The following is a 16,372-nucleotide window of genomic DNA, read 5'->3' as shown; positions in this document are numbered from 1 at the left end:
GGCGGCTTTGTTGTTTCTGCCCCCCAGCTTTCAGGCCATACACAGTACAAATGTGGGAGGGGGCTTGCCCCCGATTGCAGTGTGTCAGCCTCAGTATCTGTAACTGATCCACCGCTATCGGGGGCAAGCCCCCTCCCACATTTGGTCCGCATTCATTCAGTAATGTCGTCTTATGCTGCCCGCTCGCGTAAACTTGCGCGCTTTCGCGGCCTACTCGCTGCACATTCATTTTTTCAAAGGTGCCCGCCATGCCTTGGCTGCAAGTCCGTCTCGCCATCAGCCCAGAACAAGCCGAAACCTACGAAGACGCTTTCCTCGAAGTGGGCGCTGTGTCGGTGACCTTCATGGACGCCGAAGACCAGCCGATCTTCGAGCCGGAACTCAACACCACGCCGCTGTGGTCCCACACCCACCTGCTGGCCCTGTTCGAAGACGGCACCGATGCCGCCGCCGTACTGGCCCATATGGAACTGCTCACCGGCGGCCCGCTGCCCGAGCATCACAGCGAAGTCATCGAAGACCAGGACTGGGAACGCAGCTGGATGGATAACTTCCAGCCCATGCGCTTCGGCCAGCGCCTGTGGATCGTGCCAAGCTGGCACGCTGCTCCCGAGCCAGACGCCGTCAACCTGCTGCTGGACCCGGGCCTGGCGTTCGGCACCGGCACCCACCCCACCACCGCCCTGTGCCTGGAATGGCTGGACGGCCAGGACCTGACCGACAGCAACGTACTGGACTTCGGCTGCGGCTCCGGAATCCTGGCGATTGCCGCGCTGCTGCTGGGCGCCAAGGAGGCCGTGGGCACCGATATCGACGTGCAGGCCCTGGAAGCCTCCCGCGATAACGCCGGGCGTAATAACATCGCTGAAGGCAAATTCCCACTCTATCTGCCTGAAGATCTGCCCCAGGTACAGGCCGATGTACTGGTCGCCAATATCCTCGCCGGGCCGCTGGTGTCGCTGGCACCGCAACTGTCGAGCCTGGTCAAGCCGGGTGGGCGCCTGGCGCTGTCGGGTATCCTCGCCGAGCAAGGTGAAGAAGTGGCTGCGGCCTACGCCAGGGATTTCGAGCTGGACCCGATCGCCAACCGTGATGGCTGGGTACGCATCAGCGGTCGTCGGCGCTAGAATGAGCGCTTGTCTGAATCGGATGGCCGCATGACCGACAGTTTCGTCACCCAGTGCCCGCATTGCCAAGCCCGTTTCCGCGTCAACCACGCTCAGTTGAGCGTGGCCCGTGGCGTTGTGCGCTGCGGCTCGTGCCTGCAAGTGTTCAACGCCGCTCGCCAGTTGCTGGAGCAGCGCGCCCAAGTGTCGGCAGCCGAACCTGAACTGCCCGCTGCGGTTGAGCCAACGCCTGAACCCCCGCGAGCCATCAGCCAGAAACAGTGGACAGCCCAGGAGCTTGACCTGGACAACCTGGACCTGGACGAAGAACTGGCCAAGCTCGAGCGCCGCGAGATTCAGCACACTCAACCCCAGGGCGCGGAGCGTCGGCAACCCGGCACCGATCGTCGGCACAAGGAAGACACCCTCAGCGCCAGCCGCGACACGGTCAAGGCCGAGGAAGAACAATGGGCCGCCAGCCTGTTCAGCGAGCCCGCGCAAGAGCGCGCAGACAGCGACGAAGACGAGCCTGAACCAAGCAATACCCGGCAGCGCACCGAACCGTCCATGTCGCTGCACAGCGAAACCATCGACGACGAGCCAACCCTGCTCTCGCCCCTGCATGACGACGAGCCCGACCCGCCCTTCACGCCCCTGACCCCAGCGGCAGAAGAAGCCGATGAACGCCCGCAATCACGGCGTAAACGCCCACGCACCGAGGCCAGCGTGCACGACGCCGTGCTCCAGGACCTTGAAGACGACCCGCTGCACCTCTATGCGCAGAAACGTCCGTCGGGCTGGGGCCGCCGCCTGATCTGGATCCTGCTGGTGCTGATCGCCGCCGCCGGCCTGGCAGGCCAGTACATCGCCTACCAATTCGACGAACTGGCCCGTCAGGACGCCTACCGTCCGTGGTTCCAGCAGCTGTGCCCGAAATTGGGTTGCACCGTGCCATCGCGGGTCGATATCGCCCATATCAAGAGCAGCAACCTGGTGGTACGCAGCCACCCGGAGTTCGCCGGTGCGCTGGTGGTGGATGCGATCCTCTATAACCGCGCAACCTTTTCCCAGCCGTTCCCGCTGCTGGAACTGCGTTTTGCAGATTTGAACGGCAGCCTGATCGCCAGTCGTCGCTTCAAACCCGCCGAATATCTGAGCGGCGAGTTGGCTGGCGTCAGCGAAATGCCTTCGCAGACACCGATCCACATTTCCCTGGACATCCTTGATCCCGGCAACAAAGCCGTGAACTACAGCCTGAGCTTCCACTCGCCCGAGTGAAACGCCACGCCCGAAGAGGTTTGACGGCGGATTATTGACTTGACCGACGTCAACCAAACCGGTGGCGATAAAAAAATAACTGTTCAGATTTTATCCAATTCAGCCTTTAACCCGTCATCGAGAGCGGGTATCATGCCAACCCTTTTTCGAACTCTAATGATCCGGCCCCACAACAGGGAAGTCCTATGTCGGCGGTACGCATCGGCCCATATACATTGCAGAACGGCTTGATCCTCGCCCCGATGGCGGGTGTCACCGATCAGCCCTTTCGTCAGCTGTGCAAGCGTTTGGGCGCGGGTCTAGTAGTCTCTGAAATGGTTACCAGCGACATGAGTTTGTGGAACACCCGCAAATCGCGGATGCGCATGATCCACGAAGGTGATCCCGAGCCACGCTCGGTACAGATCGCCGGGGGTGATGCGCAGATGCTGGCGGATGCGGCCCGGGCCAATGTGGAGCTGGGTGCACAGATCATTGATATCAACATGGGCTGCCCGGCCAAGAAGGTCTGCAACAAGGCCGCCGGTTCCGCCCTGTTGAAAGATGAGCAGTTGGTCGCCGAGATCCTGCAGGCCGTCGTTGGCGCGGTCGATGTGCCGGTGACCCTGAAGATTCGTACCGGTTGGGACCGGGACAACAAAAATGGCCTCACAGTGGCAAAGATCGCTGAACAGGCCGGGATTACAGCGCTGGCGGTGCATGGCCGTACCCGCGCCGACCTTTATACCGGTGAAGCCGAGTACGACACCATTGCCGCGATCAAGCAGGCCGTGTCGATGCCGGTATTTGCCAATGGCGACATCGACTGCGCCGAGAAAGCCCGGCGTGTGCTGCACGCAACCGGTGCCGACGGATTGTTGATTGGCCGGGCCGCCCAGGGGCGACCGTGGATTTTTCGCGAGATCGAGCATTTCCTGCGCACTGGTGAAGTCTTGCCGGCGCCGGAGTTGGTCGAAGTGGAACGTATTCTGCTGGAGCATCTGGCCGCCCTGCACGCCTTCTATGGGGATGTGATGGGCGTACGCATTGCTCGCAAGCATGTCGGCTGGTATCTCGCCACCTTGCCGGGCGCCAAGGAATTTCGCGCTCAGTTCAATCGTTTGGATGAAACGCAGGCACAGGTCGCCACCGTTCGTGAGTTCTTCGCCGAACGTGACAAGAGCCTGGGAACAGGGGATGGAAAAGGGGTGGCCGCATGACGATGATGACCGAGACTTTAGTGAGTGGAACAACACCCGTGAGCGACAACGTCAATTTGAAACAGCACCTCAACACGCCCAGCGAAGAAGGCCAGACCCTTCGCGGGAGTGTCGAGAAAGCGCTGCACAATTATTTCGCCCACCTTGAGGGTGCTTCCGTCACGGACGTGTACAACCTGGTGCTCTCCGAAGTCGAGGCGCCCTTGCTCGAAAGCGTGATGAACTACGTCAAGGGCAACCAGACCAAAGCCAGTGAGCTGCTGGGCCTCAACCGTGGCACCTTGCGCAAAAAGCTCAAGCAGTACGATTTGCTGTAAGCATTCAATCAAACCAGAAAGGCGCCCGCGTAAAACCGGTCGCCTTTTTTGCTGACTCCTTTGCTTTTGATGGAAATTGAAATGACCGACCAGACTACCCGCCTGCCGATCCGCCGCGCCTTGATCAGTGTTTCCGACAAGACCGGGATCCTCGAATTTGCCCGGGAGCTGGAAGCCCTGGGTGTGGAAATCCTCTCCACGGGCGGGACCTTCAAACTGCTGCAGGACAACGGCGTGGCCGCAGTAGAAGTCGCGGACTACACCGGTTTCGCAGAAATGATGGACGGTCGCGTCAAGACCCTGCACCCGAAAATCCATGGCGGCATCCTCGGCCGTCGCGGCATCGACGACGCCATCATGACCGAGCACGGCATCAAGCCGATCGACCTGGTGGCCGTTAACCTCTACCCATTCGAAGCCACCATCAACAAGCCAGGCTGCGACCTTCCCACCGCCATCGAGAACATCGATATCGGCGGCCCGACCATGGTGCGCTCGGCGGCCAAGAACCACAAAGACGTGGCCATCGTGGTCAACGCCAGCGACTACGCCAACGTGCTGGCAAACCTGAAAGCCGGTGGCCTGACCTACGCCCAGCGTTTCGACCTGATGCTCAAGGCGTTCGAACACACCGCAGCCTATGACGGCATGATCGCCAACTACATGGGCACCGTGAACCAAGCGGCTGACACCTTGAGCACAGAAGGTCGCAGCCAATTCCCGCGCACCTTCAACAGCCAGTTCATCAAGGCCCAGGAAATGCGCTACGGCGAGAACCCGCACCAGAGCGCGGCGTTCTACGTGGAAGCCAAGCCTGCCGAAGTGGGCATTGCCACCGCGACCCAGCTGCAAGGCAAAGAACTTTCCTACAACAACGTGGCCGATACCGACGCCGCGCTGGAATGCGTGAAGAGCTTCGTCAAACCGGCCTGCGTGATCGTCAAGCACGCCAACCCGTGCGGCGTGGCCGTGAGCCCGGACGCTGAAGGCGGTATCCGCCAGGCGTACGAACTGGCCTACGCCACCGATACCGAATCTGCGTTCGGCGGCATCATTGCCTTCAACCGCGAGCTGGATGCCGAGACCGCCAAGGCGATCGTCGAGCGCCAGTTCGTCGAGGTGATCATCGCGCCAAGCGTCAGCGAAGAAGCCCGCGCCATTGTCGCCGCCAAAGCCAACGTGCGCCTGCTGGCCTGCGGCGAGTGGTCGGCCGACCGCGCCGCTGCCTGGGACTACAAGCGCGTCAATGGCGGCTTGCTGGTACAGAGCCGCGACATCGGCATGATCGGCAGCCAAGACTTGAAAGTGGTGACCAAACGCGCCCCGACCGAGCAAGAGATCAACGATTTGATCTTTGCCTGGAAAGTCGCCAAGTACGTTAAATCCAACGCCATCGTCTACGCCAAGAACCGCCAGACCATCGGTGTCGGCGCCGGCCAGATGAGCCGTGTGAACTCGGCGCGTATCGCCGCGATCAAGGCAGAACACGCCGGTTTGCAGGTGGTGGGTTCGGTAATGGCTTCCGATGCATTCTTCCCGTTCCGTGATGGCCTGGATAACGCCGCGAAAGCCGGTGTTACTGCCGTGATCCAACCGGGCGGCTCGATGCGTGATGCAGAAGTGATTGCCGCTGCTGATGAAGCCGGCATCGCCATGGTCTTCACCGGTATGCGCCACTTCCGCCACTGATCCCACTCGATCGAAATGTGGGAGGGGGCTTGCTCCCGATAGCGGTATTTCAGCAGGTTGATTATTTGACTGATACACCGCAATCGGGAGCAAGCCCCCTCCCACATAAAGCGCACTTGCGGCGCCTCACAGAATTTGCTTCATCCGAGGTTTTTGAAATGAATGTTTTGATCATTGGCAGCGGTGGCCGTGAACACGCCCTGGCCTGGAAAGTTGCCCAGGACCCACGTGTCCAGAAAGTCTTCGTCGCCCCCGGCAACGCCGGTACCGCCATTGAGGCCAAGTGCGAAAACGTCGCCATCGACGTACTGGCCCTTGAGCAACTGGCAGATTTTGCCGAGAAGAATGTTTCCCTGACCATCGTCGGCCCGGAAGTGCCACTGGTTGCCGGCGTCGTCGATCTGTTCCGCAGCCGTGGCCTGGATTGCTTCGGCCCGACCGCTGGCGCCGCCCAGTTGGAAGGCTCGAAAGCCTTCACCAAGGATTTCCTGGCACGCCACAAGATCCCCACCGCCGACTACCAGAACTTCACCGAGATCGAGCCGGCCCTCGCCTACCTGCGCGAAAAAGGCGCACCGATCGTGATCAAGGCCGATGGCCTGGCTGCCGGTAAAGGCGTGATCGTCGCCATGACCCTGCAGGAAGCCGAAGACGCCGTGCGCGACATGCTCGCCGGCAATGCCTTTGGTGATGCAGGTTCGCGCGTGGTGATCGAGGAATTCCTCGACGGCGAAGAAGCCAGTTTCATCGTAATGGTCGACGGCAAGAACGTACTGCCCATGGCCACCAGCCAGGACCACAAGCGCGTCGGCAATGGCGACAGCGGCCCGAACACTGGCGGCATGGGTGCTTACTCCCCGGCGCCAGTGGTCACCAGCGATGTGCATCAGCGCGTCATGGACCTGGTGATCTGGCCGACCGTGCGCGGCATGGCCGACGAGGGCAACGTCTACACCGGTTTCCTCTACGCCGGCCTGATGATCGACAAAGCCGGTAACCCGAAAGTCATCGAGTTCAACTGCCGTTTCGGCGATCCGGAAACACAACCGGTGATGCTGCGCCTGCAATCTAGCCTGGTGCTGCTGGTGGAAGCGGCGCTGGCCCAAGCGCTGGATAAGGTCGAAGCACAGTGGGACCCACGCCCGAGCGTCGGCATCGTGCTGGCGGCCGGTGGTTACCCTGCCGATTACGCCAAGGGCGATGTGATTGAAGGTCTGGATGCCGCCGCTGCGCTGGAAGGCAAGGTGTTCCACGCAGGCACCGCGCTCAAGGACGGCAAAGTTGTAACCGCAGGTGGCCGTGTGTTGTGCGCCACCGCAATGGGTGCCAGTGTCGATGCAGCACAACAGCAGGCGTACAAGCTGGCTGCGAAAATCGACTGGAAAGGTTGTTTCTACCGCACCGACATCGGCTACCGTGCCATTGCCCGTGAACGCGGCGAGAACAGCTGAGAGCTACACTTGCAGTAGCTATCCGTTCGGTTAGGTAAGGGCCTTTGGCCCTTGCCGTACACATGTCGCCCCGCGCATAGTTAACCCGTGCATCAACCTACGAAGGGATTTCGCCGTGCGCTGGCTCAGGATCGCCATAGGTTTCACAGTCAGCTTGCTGACCCTGCTCTGCCTGCTCCCGGCCCAGGCCGCCGCACAAGGCAGTGGTTGGGCGGTATTGCTTGATGAACAGGCCGACCTGCAACTGAGCGACATCCGTTCCGCCCGCTACACCAATCAATTCAGCCCCATCGAACTGGACCGGATCACTGCCGCGCAGCCGGACGGTGCGTTGTGGGTGCGCTTCAGGCTGCAGCCCGGCAAGCACGAACAAGTGCTGCGGGTCTTTGCCCCGGATCTTTCCAGCCTGAGCCTGTATGTACTGGACGGCGATACCCTGGTGGAGCAACAAACCACCGGCACGCGCCAACCCCAGGTTGAACGCCCGCTGCCCAGCAGCGATTTCATGCTGCCGATGCCCCAGAGCCCACGACCTCTTGAGGTGTACCTGCGCCTGGTCTCGGAACACGAACTGCGCCCCTACATCACCCTGGAACCTGCAGTACTGGCCGCCGCCAACCAGAACCAGACGCTGATCTACGGCCTGCTGTTCGGCGTGCTGCTGATGCTGATCCTGCACAACCTCACGCGCTTCGCCTACCACCGCTCGCGCAGCAGCCTGTGGCTGGCCGCCTGCGAATTGCTGTTGATGCTCAGCCTGGCGCTGCTGCTCAACCTGGTGGGGCCATGGCTGCCGAACTGGCACGCGATCCAGACCCCTGGCGCCTACCTCGCCCTGTTGCTGACCGCACCTTGCGGGTTGATGTTCGCCTACCGCTTCTTCATGCCCCTGGGCCCGCACCCGCTGAACAAGGTGTTGATGGCCGATATCCTGCTGATCGTGCTGTGCGGTCTGCTGTTGTTGTTCGTCAATACCCTGCCACTGAACATCATCACCTATGCCCTGGTGGCGCTGGCCGGCCTGAGCATGTTGTTTGTCTCGGCCTACCATTGGCAAAAAGGCTACCGCCCGGCGCGTCTTTTCGTGGCGGCGATGGTGGTGTTCAACATTGGCACACTGATCATTCTTCCCGCCCTGCTCGGCCTCACCCTGGTGGCGCCGCAGGGCCTGATCGTCACCCTGCTGGGTTTCATCTGTCTCAGCGGCCTGTTGATGAGCCTGGCCCTGGGCGAACGCCAGCGCGCGATTGTCGAAACGCGCTTCAGCCTGAGCCGCGACCTGGCCGCCAGCAATGCCGAAATCGCCGCCAAGGCCGAGTTCCTGGCGAAGATCAGCCATGAAATCCGCACGCCCATGAACGGCGTGCTGGGCATGACCGAACTGCTATTGGGTACGCCGCTGTCGGTGAAGCAGCGCGACTACGTGCAGACCATCCACAGCGCCGGTAACGAGCTGCTCACCCTGATCAACGAGATTCTCGACATTTCCAAGCTGGAGTCCGGGCAGATCGAACTCGATGATGTGCAGTTCGACCTCAACGCGTTGATCGACGACTGCCTGAGTATCTTTCGCGCCAAGGCCGAGCAGCAGAATGTCGAGCTGATCAGCTTTATCCAGCCCCAGGTGCCACGCGTGATCAGCGGCGACCCGACGCGCCTGCGCCAGGCGTTGTTGAGCCTGCTGGAGAACGCCCTGCACAAGACCGATGAAGGCGAAGTGCTGATCGTCGTGGCCCTCGACGAGCGCAGCACCAAGCCCCGTTTGCGCATTGCCGTGCAGGACAGCGGCGTGCCGATGGAAGCCGCCGAACGCGACGCGCTGCTGCACAGCGAACTGCACAGCAAGAACTTCCTCTCGGCGACACGCCTGAGCGGTCACCTGGGCCTGGTCATTGCCCGCCAGTTGATCCTGCTGATGAACGGCGAATTCGGTATCAAGAGTGGCAGCCATCAGGGCAGTACCTTGTGGCTGACCCTGCCGCTGGACCCGGAGCGCCTGGAGCACCCGACGTCGGATCTCGACGGCCCGCTCAAGGACGCCCGCGTGCTGGTGGTGGACGACAACGACACCTGCCGCAAAGTACTGGTGCAGCAATGTTCGGCCTGGGGCCTTAATGTCAGCGCCGTGCCGTCCGGCAAGGAGGCCCTGGCGCTGCTGCGCACCAAGGCACACCTGCGCGATTACTTCGACGTGGTGCTGCTGGACCAGAACATGCCGGGCATGACCGGCATGCAACTGGCGGCGAAGATCAAGGAAGACCCGAGCCTGAACCACGACATCCTGCTGATCATGCTCACCGGTATCAGCAATGCGCCGAGCAAGATCATCGCGCGCAACTGCGGGATCAAGCGCATCCTCGCCAAACCCGTGGCCGGTTATACGCTCAAGACGACCCTGGCCGACGAACTGGCTCAACGCAGCAAAGGCGCAGCCATTCCACGCCCCGCCCCCAGCGCGCCGGTGGCGGTGACCGTGCCGAGCGATTTCCGCATCCTGGTAGCCGAAGACAACAGCATCTCCACCAAAGTGATTCGCGGCATGCTCGGCAAACTCAACCTCAACCCGGACACCGCCAGCAACGGCGAAGAAGCCCTGCAAGCGATGAAGGCCCAGCGCTATGACCTGGTGTTGATGGATTGTGAAATGCCAGTCCTCGATGGATTCTCTGCCACGCAGCAGCTGCGCGCGTGGGAAGTCAGCCACCAACGCGTACGCACGCCGGTGGTAGCGCTCACGGCGCATATTCTTTCGGAACATAAAGAACGCGCACGCCAGGCCGGCATGGACGGGCATATGGCCAAGCCGGTGGAGCTATCACAGTTGCGCGAGCTGGTGGATTACTGGGTAGTGCAGCGCCAAAAGCTTCCTGAGCGCAGCACCATTTCCTGATTTGAAATACCATCCCCTGTGGGAGCGGGCTTGCTCGCGAAGGCGGCCTGACAGCCGACACAGTTATACCGAGTACATATCCATTCCTGCGGTAACGGCCACTTAGGGTTCCGCTTTTACAGCGGGTCACTTTTGAAAAGCGCAGAAGTAACCCAAACGCTCTTGCCCCACCACTCGGCACCTCGCTTAGGCTCGGTGTGCCCGTAATCCGCCATGGATTTGGGGGGCCGCCGCCACGCGCCATCCATGGCGCGGGGCGGCTAAACCGGCATCCCTGCCGGTTTACCCCCCAAATCCCTGTCGAATTCCGGCCAGCGTGGTTTAACGGGGCGCCTAAGATCAAAAGCGACTCGCTTCGCATCGTGGTTACCGTCGGCTGCTACAACCTACAAAATTGTGTAGATACCTATGGCTATCGCAGTTCAAGCCAGCTCCCACATTTGATCTCTGTCGGATAGACTCCTCCACACTTCCCCCGCCCGCGAGCCGCCCCCATGCTCCATGTGTTATTCAGCGTTTACCTGAAGATGCTGGTGCTCTACAGCCCGTTTTTTGTGCTGTCCTGCTTTATCAGCCTGACCCGTGGCTATTCCAGCAAGGAACGTCGGCGCCTGGCCTGGAAAGTCGCACTGGCGACCCTGGTATCGAGCGTGTTGCTCTACCTGTTCGGCAGGGTGATTTTCAGCGTGTTCGGCATTACCGTGGACGCGTTCCGTATCGGCGCCGGCAGCGTGTTGTTTATCTCGGCCCTGGGCATGGCTCAGGGCAAGTCGGCGGTGCAGACCGACAACGTGCAGCAGGACGTGACCATCGTGCCGCTGACCATCCCGCTCACTGTCGGCCCAGGCACCATCGGTGCGCTGCTGGTGATGGGCGTGAGCCAGCCCCACTGGGACGACAAGCTCACCGCCATCCTCAGCATCGCCTTGGCCAGCCTCACAGTGGGTGTGGTGCTGTACCTGTCCAACCGTATCGAACGGATTCTCGGCGACCAGGGCTTGCAGATTGTCAGCCGGTTGATGGGCCTGTTCGTATGCGCCCTGGCCGCGCAAATCATTTTTACCGGGGTTCGCGGCTACCTGGTGCCTTAGATCCGGTATTTGGCAATCGCCAGCTGCACCTTGTCACCGGCGCTTTCGCGCATCAGCTGGATGGTTTTTTCGTTGACCACCGAGGTGTTCAGCACCAGGCAGGTTTGCCCGCTGAAAGCCTCGAACGATGAGCTGTCCCATTCAAGGAACGGCACTCCCACCTGTTTGTTCACGCCGTGGCTGCTGAAGGTCACCAGCACCATCATCACTTCACCATTGGTTTCGGCGCAGGACGCCACGCCGAAGTCACCGCCCTCATGCACCGCGCTATTGCGCTTGAACAAATCAAAAGACGCCGGCTGCCGCTTCAATGCCTCCAGCGCATCGGCGGCCAGTTTTGGCAGCGCGGTAACCAGTGGCCCCGACAGTGACATCGACGCCAGCAGCGCGCCGATAATATTCAGCGCCGCCAATTGCACCGTCAGTCCCTTGCCGGAGCGCGAGACACGCTCGAAACTGCTGCGCACCGGCAGCCAGCCAAGACTGACCATGACCTTGATAAATTCGTCGTACCACGCCTCGGTGCCCCGATGTACTTTCAATACATCGCTCACGTAACTGCTGGCCAGCAGGTAACTCTTGCGAATGTATTCGCGGTTCAGCCCAGACAGCCCCTCGGCGAAGGAAATCACCCCGTTGTTGACCACCGCCGCATTGCAGTCGTCGTCAGTGTCCAGGGGTAACGCCGCGTGCACTCCTGGTGCCCCCGGCAACTTGTAGGCGGCAATCAGCTTGCGCCGTTTGATAGTGTTGATCCTTCTGTGACGTCGCTCCATTTTTCAGTTCTCCACAAGCACCCGACATGGGGCTTTCCTTCACACTAGTCCAGCGGGCGGAGGGCTTTCCATGCGACAAACATGCCTTGGTGGCACCGGTCAAAACCCAGTGCCCAGCAATCACAAGGCACAGCCGGCAGGCTTGCGGTTTTCACCGTAAAAAAAAGAAAAAGCCCCGAACAACCTCAGGAGAATCCCAGGGTCATTCGGAGCTTTCCGGCGGCCAGCGGGCCGTTTTCAGGAGGCGGGTTTGTCGCCGTACCAACGCGGCGTGTACACCCACGCCCCGCCACCGGCACGCGGGAACACGCAGGTGGTGGACGAGCCGATCAGCACCATGGTGCGCATGTCCACCTGCTCGGGCGTCAATTGGCCCAGGGTGGTGACGCGTAGCGTCTGGCCCGGGCGGCCGATGTCGCGGCCCAGCACCACCGGCGTATCGGGCGTGCGGTGCAGGCCGACGATCTCCAGGGCACGCCCCAGTTGCCAGGGCCGCGAACGCGAGATCGGGTTGTAGAACGCCAGGGCCAGATCGGCCTGGGAAGCCAGGTCCAGGCGCTTTTCAATGATCGACCAGGGCTTGAGGTTATCCGACAGCGACATGACGCAGAAGTCATGCCCCAAGGGTGCACCGGCCTGGGCGGCGGTGGCCAGGGAGGCAGAAACCCCCGGCAGGATTTCCAGGTCGACCTGATGCCAGGCCGGGTCCGTGGAGTCGTGCAGCGCCTCGATCACCGCGGCGGCCATGGCGAATACACCCGGGTCGCCGGACGACACCACCACCACCGAACGCCCCTGCGCAGCCAGCTCGAAAGCATGGCGAGCGCGCTGCATTTCTTCGCGGTTGTCGGTGCAGTGTTGCACTTGATCGTCACGGAACGGCCCGGCCATGCGCACATAGGTTTCATACCCCAGCACATCGGTGCAACGCGCCAGTTCCGCCTTGACCGCCGGCACCATCAACTCGGCCGCGCCGGGACCCAGGCCGATCACTGCGAGACGGCCACGGGGGCGTCCCACCTGCGACACGTCCAAGGGCTGTTCGGCCACGGTAATGCTGATGTCCGCAATGGGCGTCACCGGGGCAAAACGCAGCGGCACACCCAACGCCAGCGCAGCTTCATGCAATGAGGCGTCGGCCATCTGCAGGTCGCTGGCCAACAGGCAGGCCACGGCTTGCACCGCGATCCCCGCCTCATGCAGCGCAGTGCGCACGCGCTCGGCCAACCGCGCACCAGGCTTGCAGGTAATGCAGACGTTTTGCGGATAAATCAGCAGCTCGTTCGCTGCCGGTGGGCGCTCGGCACTGCCCACATGAATCGCCAGGCGCGCCTGTGGGTCCTGGGCCAGATTGGCTTGATCCAGCCACGGCGCCACGCCTTCGACGCGTACCGACTCACCGGCCAAAAGGTCCGAGACAAAGCGCTTGCCCAGTTCAATGTCCGCCAGTTGATAACCCGTCGGCGGGTTGAGCAGGCAGGTGCCAAAACGCAGTTCGCCACTGGTGGTGATTGCCGCGGATACGCCCAATGCCGCGGCGATGTCCCGCGCCATCACATTCACCCCGCCCAGGCCACCCAGCAGCGGCACCACGGCGCTGCCGTCTTCTGCCACGGCCAGCACGGCGGGTTCCTCGCCCTTTTCCAGCAGCAGCGGCGCCAAGGTGCGAATCACAATGCCGGCCGCGCACAGGGCAATCAGCGGCGTGCCTTGCTGGTAGAGCTGGCGCAGCGTCGCGCCGAACTCGCTGTAGCTCTGGTCCGCCCCTTCAACCCGAGCGGCCAGGCCGTGAATCAACGCGCCAGGGTAAACCTGCTGGATCTTGCGCGCCGTGGCCAAACTGCCTTGGCCCAGAATCACAATCGCCGGAGTCATCAACCTTGCCACCTTTCACCGGGCACGATGATCAGCGAGAAATACGGCGACGACATCGGCTCCACCTGGTCCAGCGGCACGATCTTCTGGTTGGCCATGGTGGCGCGCTCCACGTACAACGCACGTTCGGCCAGGCCCAGCTCTTCCAACACCTGGCGCACCTTCGGGAAGTTGCGCCCCAGCTTCATGATCACTGCGGCATCGGCATCCGCCAGGCGGCGCTTGAGGTCATCATGGGGCAACACGCCCGAGAGCACCGACAAGCTCTGGTTGCGATACACCAACGGCGCGCCGAGCACCGAAGCGCCACCGAGCATCGAACACACGCCCGGAATTACCTGGGCTTCGTAGCGCTCGGCAAGGCGGTCATGCAGGTACATGTAGGAGCCGTAGAAGAACGGATCACCTTCGCAGATCACCGCCACATCGCGGCCCGCGTCCAGGTGCGCGGCCACGTCGAGGCTGGCGTTGTCGTAGAAGTCGCTGATCACTTGTTCATAGGACAGCGGCGCCGGCAGCGCTTCAGTGGTGACCGGGTACACCAGCGGCATCAGGGTCTGCTGTGGCACCAGGTGGCCTTCGATGATGCCGAAAGCGTTGCCCTTCTTGCCCTTGGCCACGAAATACGCCACCACCGGCGATTCACGCAGCAGGCGCAGGGCCTTGAGGGTGATCAGTTCCGGGTCACCGGGGCCTACGCCCAGCCCGATCAAACGTCCGCGCACCTGCATTATTCGACCTCCGTGGCCAGGGCGTTGACGGCGGCGGCAGCCATTGCGCTACCGCCCAGGCGGCCTTGCATGATCACGAAGGGTACGCCACGGCTGTCGGCGGCAAGCATGGCCTTGGATTCGGCGGCGCCGACGAAACCGACCGGGAACCCCAGGATCAGCGCCGGTTTCGGCGCGCCGGCGTCGAGCATTTCCAGCAGGTAGAACAAGGCGGTCGGCGCGTTGCCGATCACCACCACGCTGCCTTCCAGGTACGGGCGCCACAGCTCCAGGGCGGCGGCGGAACGGGTGTTGCCCAGCTCCCGCGCCAGCTGCGGCACGCTGTCGTCGCGCAGGGTGCAGATCACTTCGTTATTGGCCGGCAAACGAGCACGAGTCACGCCCTCGGAGACCATCCGCGCATCACACAGGATCGGCGCGCCAGCAGCCAGCGCATCGCGCCCGGCCTTGCCGGCCCCTTCGGAAAATTGCAGACCGTCGATGGCCTCGACCATGCCGCAAGCATGAATCACCCGCACCGCGAGTTTTTCCAGATCGGCCGGGATGCGGTCCAGGTTGGCTTCCGCGCGAATAATGGCAAAGGAGTTGCGATAGATCTCCTGACCGTCGCGGATGTAATCAATCATCGGTGTTGCTCCGTGGGCGAGCGCGTAACAGGGCGCCCGCCGCTTCAATGGAAAGAGTGCGCGCGTGCAGCCGACCGAAACCCGAGTGGGCTGCATCGCGAAAATAGAGGTCGTAATGGCCAGGGCTCACCGCAAGCAACGTGACCGGCGCGGTGTGCGCGGCGGCGCATGAGCGCGGGCAGCCGGACAGGTGCGCTTCGACGCCGGGTTGCAGGGCGGCCAGTTGCACCGCGTCGGCCTTGGTATCGGCCAGGCCCTTGCCGCAACCGCTGGAACCGGTGCAGGCAATCATGCGCGCCAGGGGTTGGTCGATTGAACACACAAAGCCCAGTTGCGCCAGGCGTTCGGTCACGGCGCCAACGCGTTCAATGTTGGGCAGTAGCACGCCCTGCCAGGGCGTGAAGCGCAACGTGCCATCGCCGTACTCGCTGGCCAGTTGCGCGGCGCCCTGGAGCATCAGCGAATCCAGGCGGCCCAATGGCGCGACTGCCGCGACGTAAAACTGATTCTTTTGGGCCTGTGGATAACTGCCGATGTGCAACAACGCACCACTGGCCGGGCGCTTGAAGCCCTGCGCCGACAACAGCGGCAGCCTCAGGCGGCCCAACAAGTTATCCACAGGCAGATGACGCATACGTGTTTGCTCGGGCGTCGCCAGGTCGAGAAAGGCCTCCAGCACCGCCACCACCAGCGCATGCCCCTGGTCCAGCGGCACTGCCGCCACGGGCGCATCCAACCCCGGACAACCGGCCAGGCCGAACGCCAACAGCGTCTGACCATCGCGCACAAACGCCGACAGCCACAGGTCATGGTGATGCTCCATCATCGCCAGGGCTTCACCGCCATCGAGTTGTATCGCGAACTTGGCCGACAGCTGGTGGAACCGCGCATGGTTTTGCAAGGTGGCAAGAATCTGCGTGGCCAGCGGGCGGGTGTCGAACAGCATCTGCGGGTCGATACCAGCAGCGGGGCTGAGCATCAGGTTGCGCACGTCGTCACCGGCAGCGTTATTGGGGCCCAGACCGGCGGCAAGCAACCTGGCGATCAAGGCGTCCTGCTCGGCGCCAATGCCGCGGATCTGCAAGTTGGCGCGGTTGGTCGCCTCGATTATCCCCCCCGCGTACGTACGGGCCGCGTCGGCCACGGCGCTGGCCTGGGCTGCGGTGATCGAACCACCGGCCAGTTTGATCCGGCAAATGCCGCCGTCCAACGCCTGGACAATACGCAGCAACCCCGGACAAGCCGAGGGGCGCATGGTATTCACAGCGGGCGTTGGGTTCACGGGGCTACCGGTTGACGGGTAAAGGCGCGGTATTATGCCTGCTTTGTCCGGCGGCATGAAA

General features: G+C 62.3%; 13 protein-coding genes. 8 read left to right on the top strand and 5 right to left on the bottom strand.

Annotated features, from left to right (window positions below; genetic code table 11):
• Positions 1-248 precede the first annotated feature (248 nt).
• From prmA to LJX92_RS02960, 8 genes are all read left to right on the top strand, one after another.
• Positions 249-1,127 (top strand): 50S ribosomal protein L11 methyltransferase, encoded by an 879-nt coding sequence (gene prmA / locus LJX92_RS02995; protein ID WP_032878110.1) that lies wholly within the window; start codon positions 249-251, stop codon positions 1,125-1,127.
• A 30-nt stretch (positions 1,128-1,157) separates the two neighbouring features.
• The gene (locus tag LJX92_RS02990) at positions 1,158-2,384 is read left to right on the top strand and encodes a DUF3426 domain-containing protein (protein ID WP_032878111.1); all 1,227 of its coding nucleotides are present in this window, start codon (positions 1,158-1,160) and stop codon (positions 2,382-2,384) included.
• A 185-nt stretch (positions 2,385-2,569) separates the two neighbouring features.
• Complete coding sequence (gene dusB / locus LJX92_RS02985; RefSeq protein ID WP_032878112.1) at positions 2,570-3,583, top strand: tRNA dihydrouridine synthase DusB; 1,014 nt, start codon at positions 2,570-2,572, stop codon at positions 3,581-3,583.
• On the top strand, positions 3,580-3,900 hold the full coding sequence (gene fis, locus LJX92_RS02980) for a DNA-binding transcriptional regulator Fis (RefSeq protein WP_002555375.1): 321 nt from the start codon (positions 3,580-3,582) through the stop codon (positions 3,898-3,900). The genes dusB and fis overlap by 4 nt, the downstream gene beginning before the upstream one ends.
• Positions 3,901-3,981: 81 nt before the next feature.
• Positions 3,982-5,589, top strand: coding sequence for a bifunctional phosphoribosylaminoimidazolecarboxamide formyltransferase/IMP cyclohydrolase (purH, locus tag LJX92_RS02975; protein ID WP_032878113.1), 1,608 nt, complete (start codon positions 3,982-3,984; stop codon positions 5,587-5,589).
• Positions 5,590-5,747: 158 nt separating this feature from the next.
• Positions 5,748-7,040, top strand: a complete 1,293-nt coding sequence (gene purD / locus LJX92_RS02970) for a phosphoribosylamine--glycine ligase (RefSeq protein ID WP_032878115.1) — start codon at positions 5,748-5,750, stop codon at positions 7,038-7,040.
• Positions 7,041-7,155: 115 nt separating this feature from the next.
• On the top strand, positions 7,156-9,930 hold the full coding sequence (locus tag LJX92_RS02965; protein ID WP_032878117.1) for a hybrid sensor histidine kinase/response regulator: 2,775 nt from the start codon (positions 7,156-7,158) through the stop codon (positions 9,928-9,930).
• 494 nt (positions 9,931-10,424) lie between these two features.
• Entirely contained in the window at positions 10,425-11,021 is a 597-nt protein-coding gene (locus LJX92_RS02960) for a MarC family protein (RefSeq protein ID WP_003171467.1), read from the top strand.
• Here the strand turns inward: LJX92_RS02960 and LJX92_RS02955 are convergent.
• The 5 genes from LJX92_RS02955 to cobG all read right to left on the bottom strand — a co-directional run bounded on the left by LJX92_RS02955 (position 11,018) and on the right by cobG (position 16,368).
• Complete coding sequence (locus tag LJX92_RS02955) at positions 11,018-11,797, bottom strand: hypothetical protein (RefSeq protein ID WP_032878118.1); 780 nt, start codon at positions 11,795-11,797, stop codon at positions 11,018-11,020. The genes LJX92_RS02960 and LJX92_RS02955 overlap by 4 nt on opposite strands.
• A gap of 237 nt (positions 11,798-12,034) precedes the next feature.
• A complete protein-coding gene (cobJ, locus tag LJX92_RS02950; RefSeq protein WP_228309295.1) occupies positions 12,035-13,672 on the bottom strand; it encodes a precorrin-3B C(17)-methyltransferase in 1,638 nt (545 codons plus the stop codon).
• Positions 13,672-14,403: a precorrin-2 C(20)-methyltransferase gene (locus LJX92_RS02945; protein WP_005784378.1), complete on the bottom strand. Its 732-nt coding sequence runs from the start codon at positions 14,401-14,403 to the stop codon at positions 13,672-13,674. Before LJX92_RS02945 ends, cobJ begins: the two co-directional genes overlap by 1 nt.
• Positions 14,403-15,029, bottom strand: a complete 627-nt coding sequence (locus LJX92_RS02940; protein WP_032878122.1) for a precorrin-8X methylmutase — start codon at positions 15,027-15,029, stop codon at positions 14,403-14,405. The genes LJX92_RS02945 and LJX92_RS02940 overlap by 1 nt, the downstream gene beginning before the upstream one ends.
• Positions 15,022-16,368: a precorrin-3B synthase gene (gene cobG, locus LJX92_RS02935; protein WP_228309294.1), complete on the bottom strand. Its 1,347-nt coding sequence runs from the start codon at positions 16,366-16,368 to the stop codon at positions 15,022-15,024. Before cobG ends, LJX92_RS02940 begins: the two co-directional genes overlap by 8 nt.
• Between the last annotated feature and the right edge of the window lie 4 nt (positions 16,369-16,372).

The organism is Pseudomonas sp. HN8-3, assembly GCF_020790195.1.
In the GTDB taxonomy this organism is placed as follows: Bacteria; Pseudomonadota; Gammaproteobacteria; order Pseudomonadales; family Pseudomonadaceae; genus Aquipseudomonas; species Aquipseudomonas synxantha_A.
The sequence above is the reverse complement of the archived record's forward strand: the minus strand, read 5'-3'. Positions and strand labels throughout refer to the sequence as shown.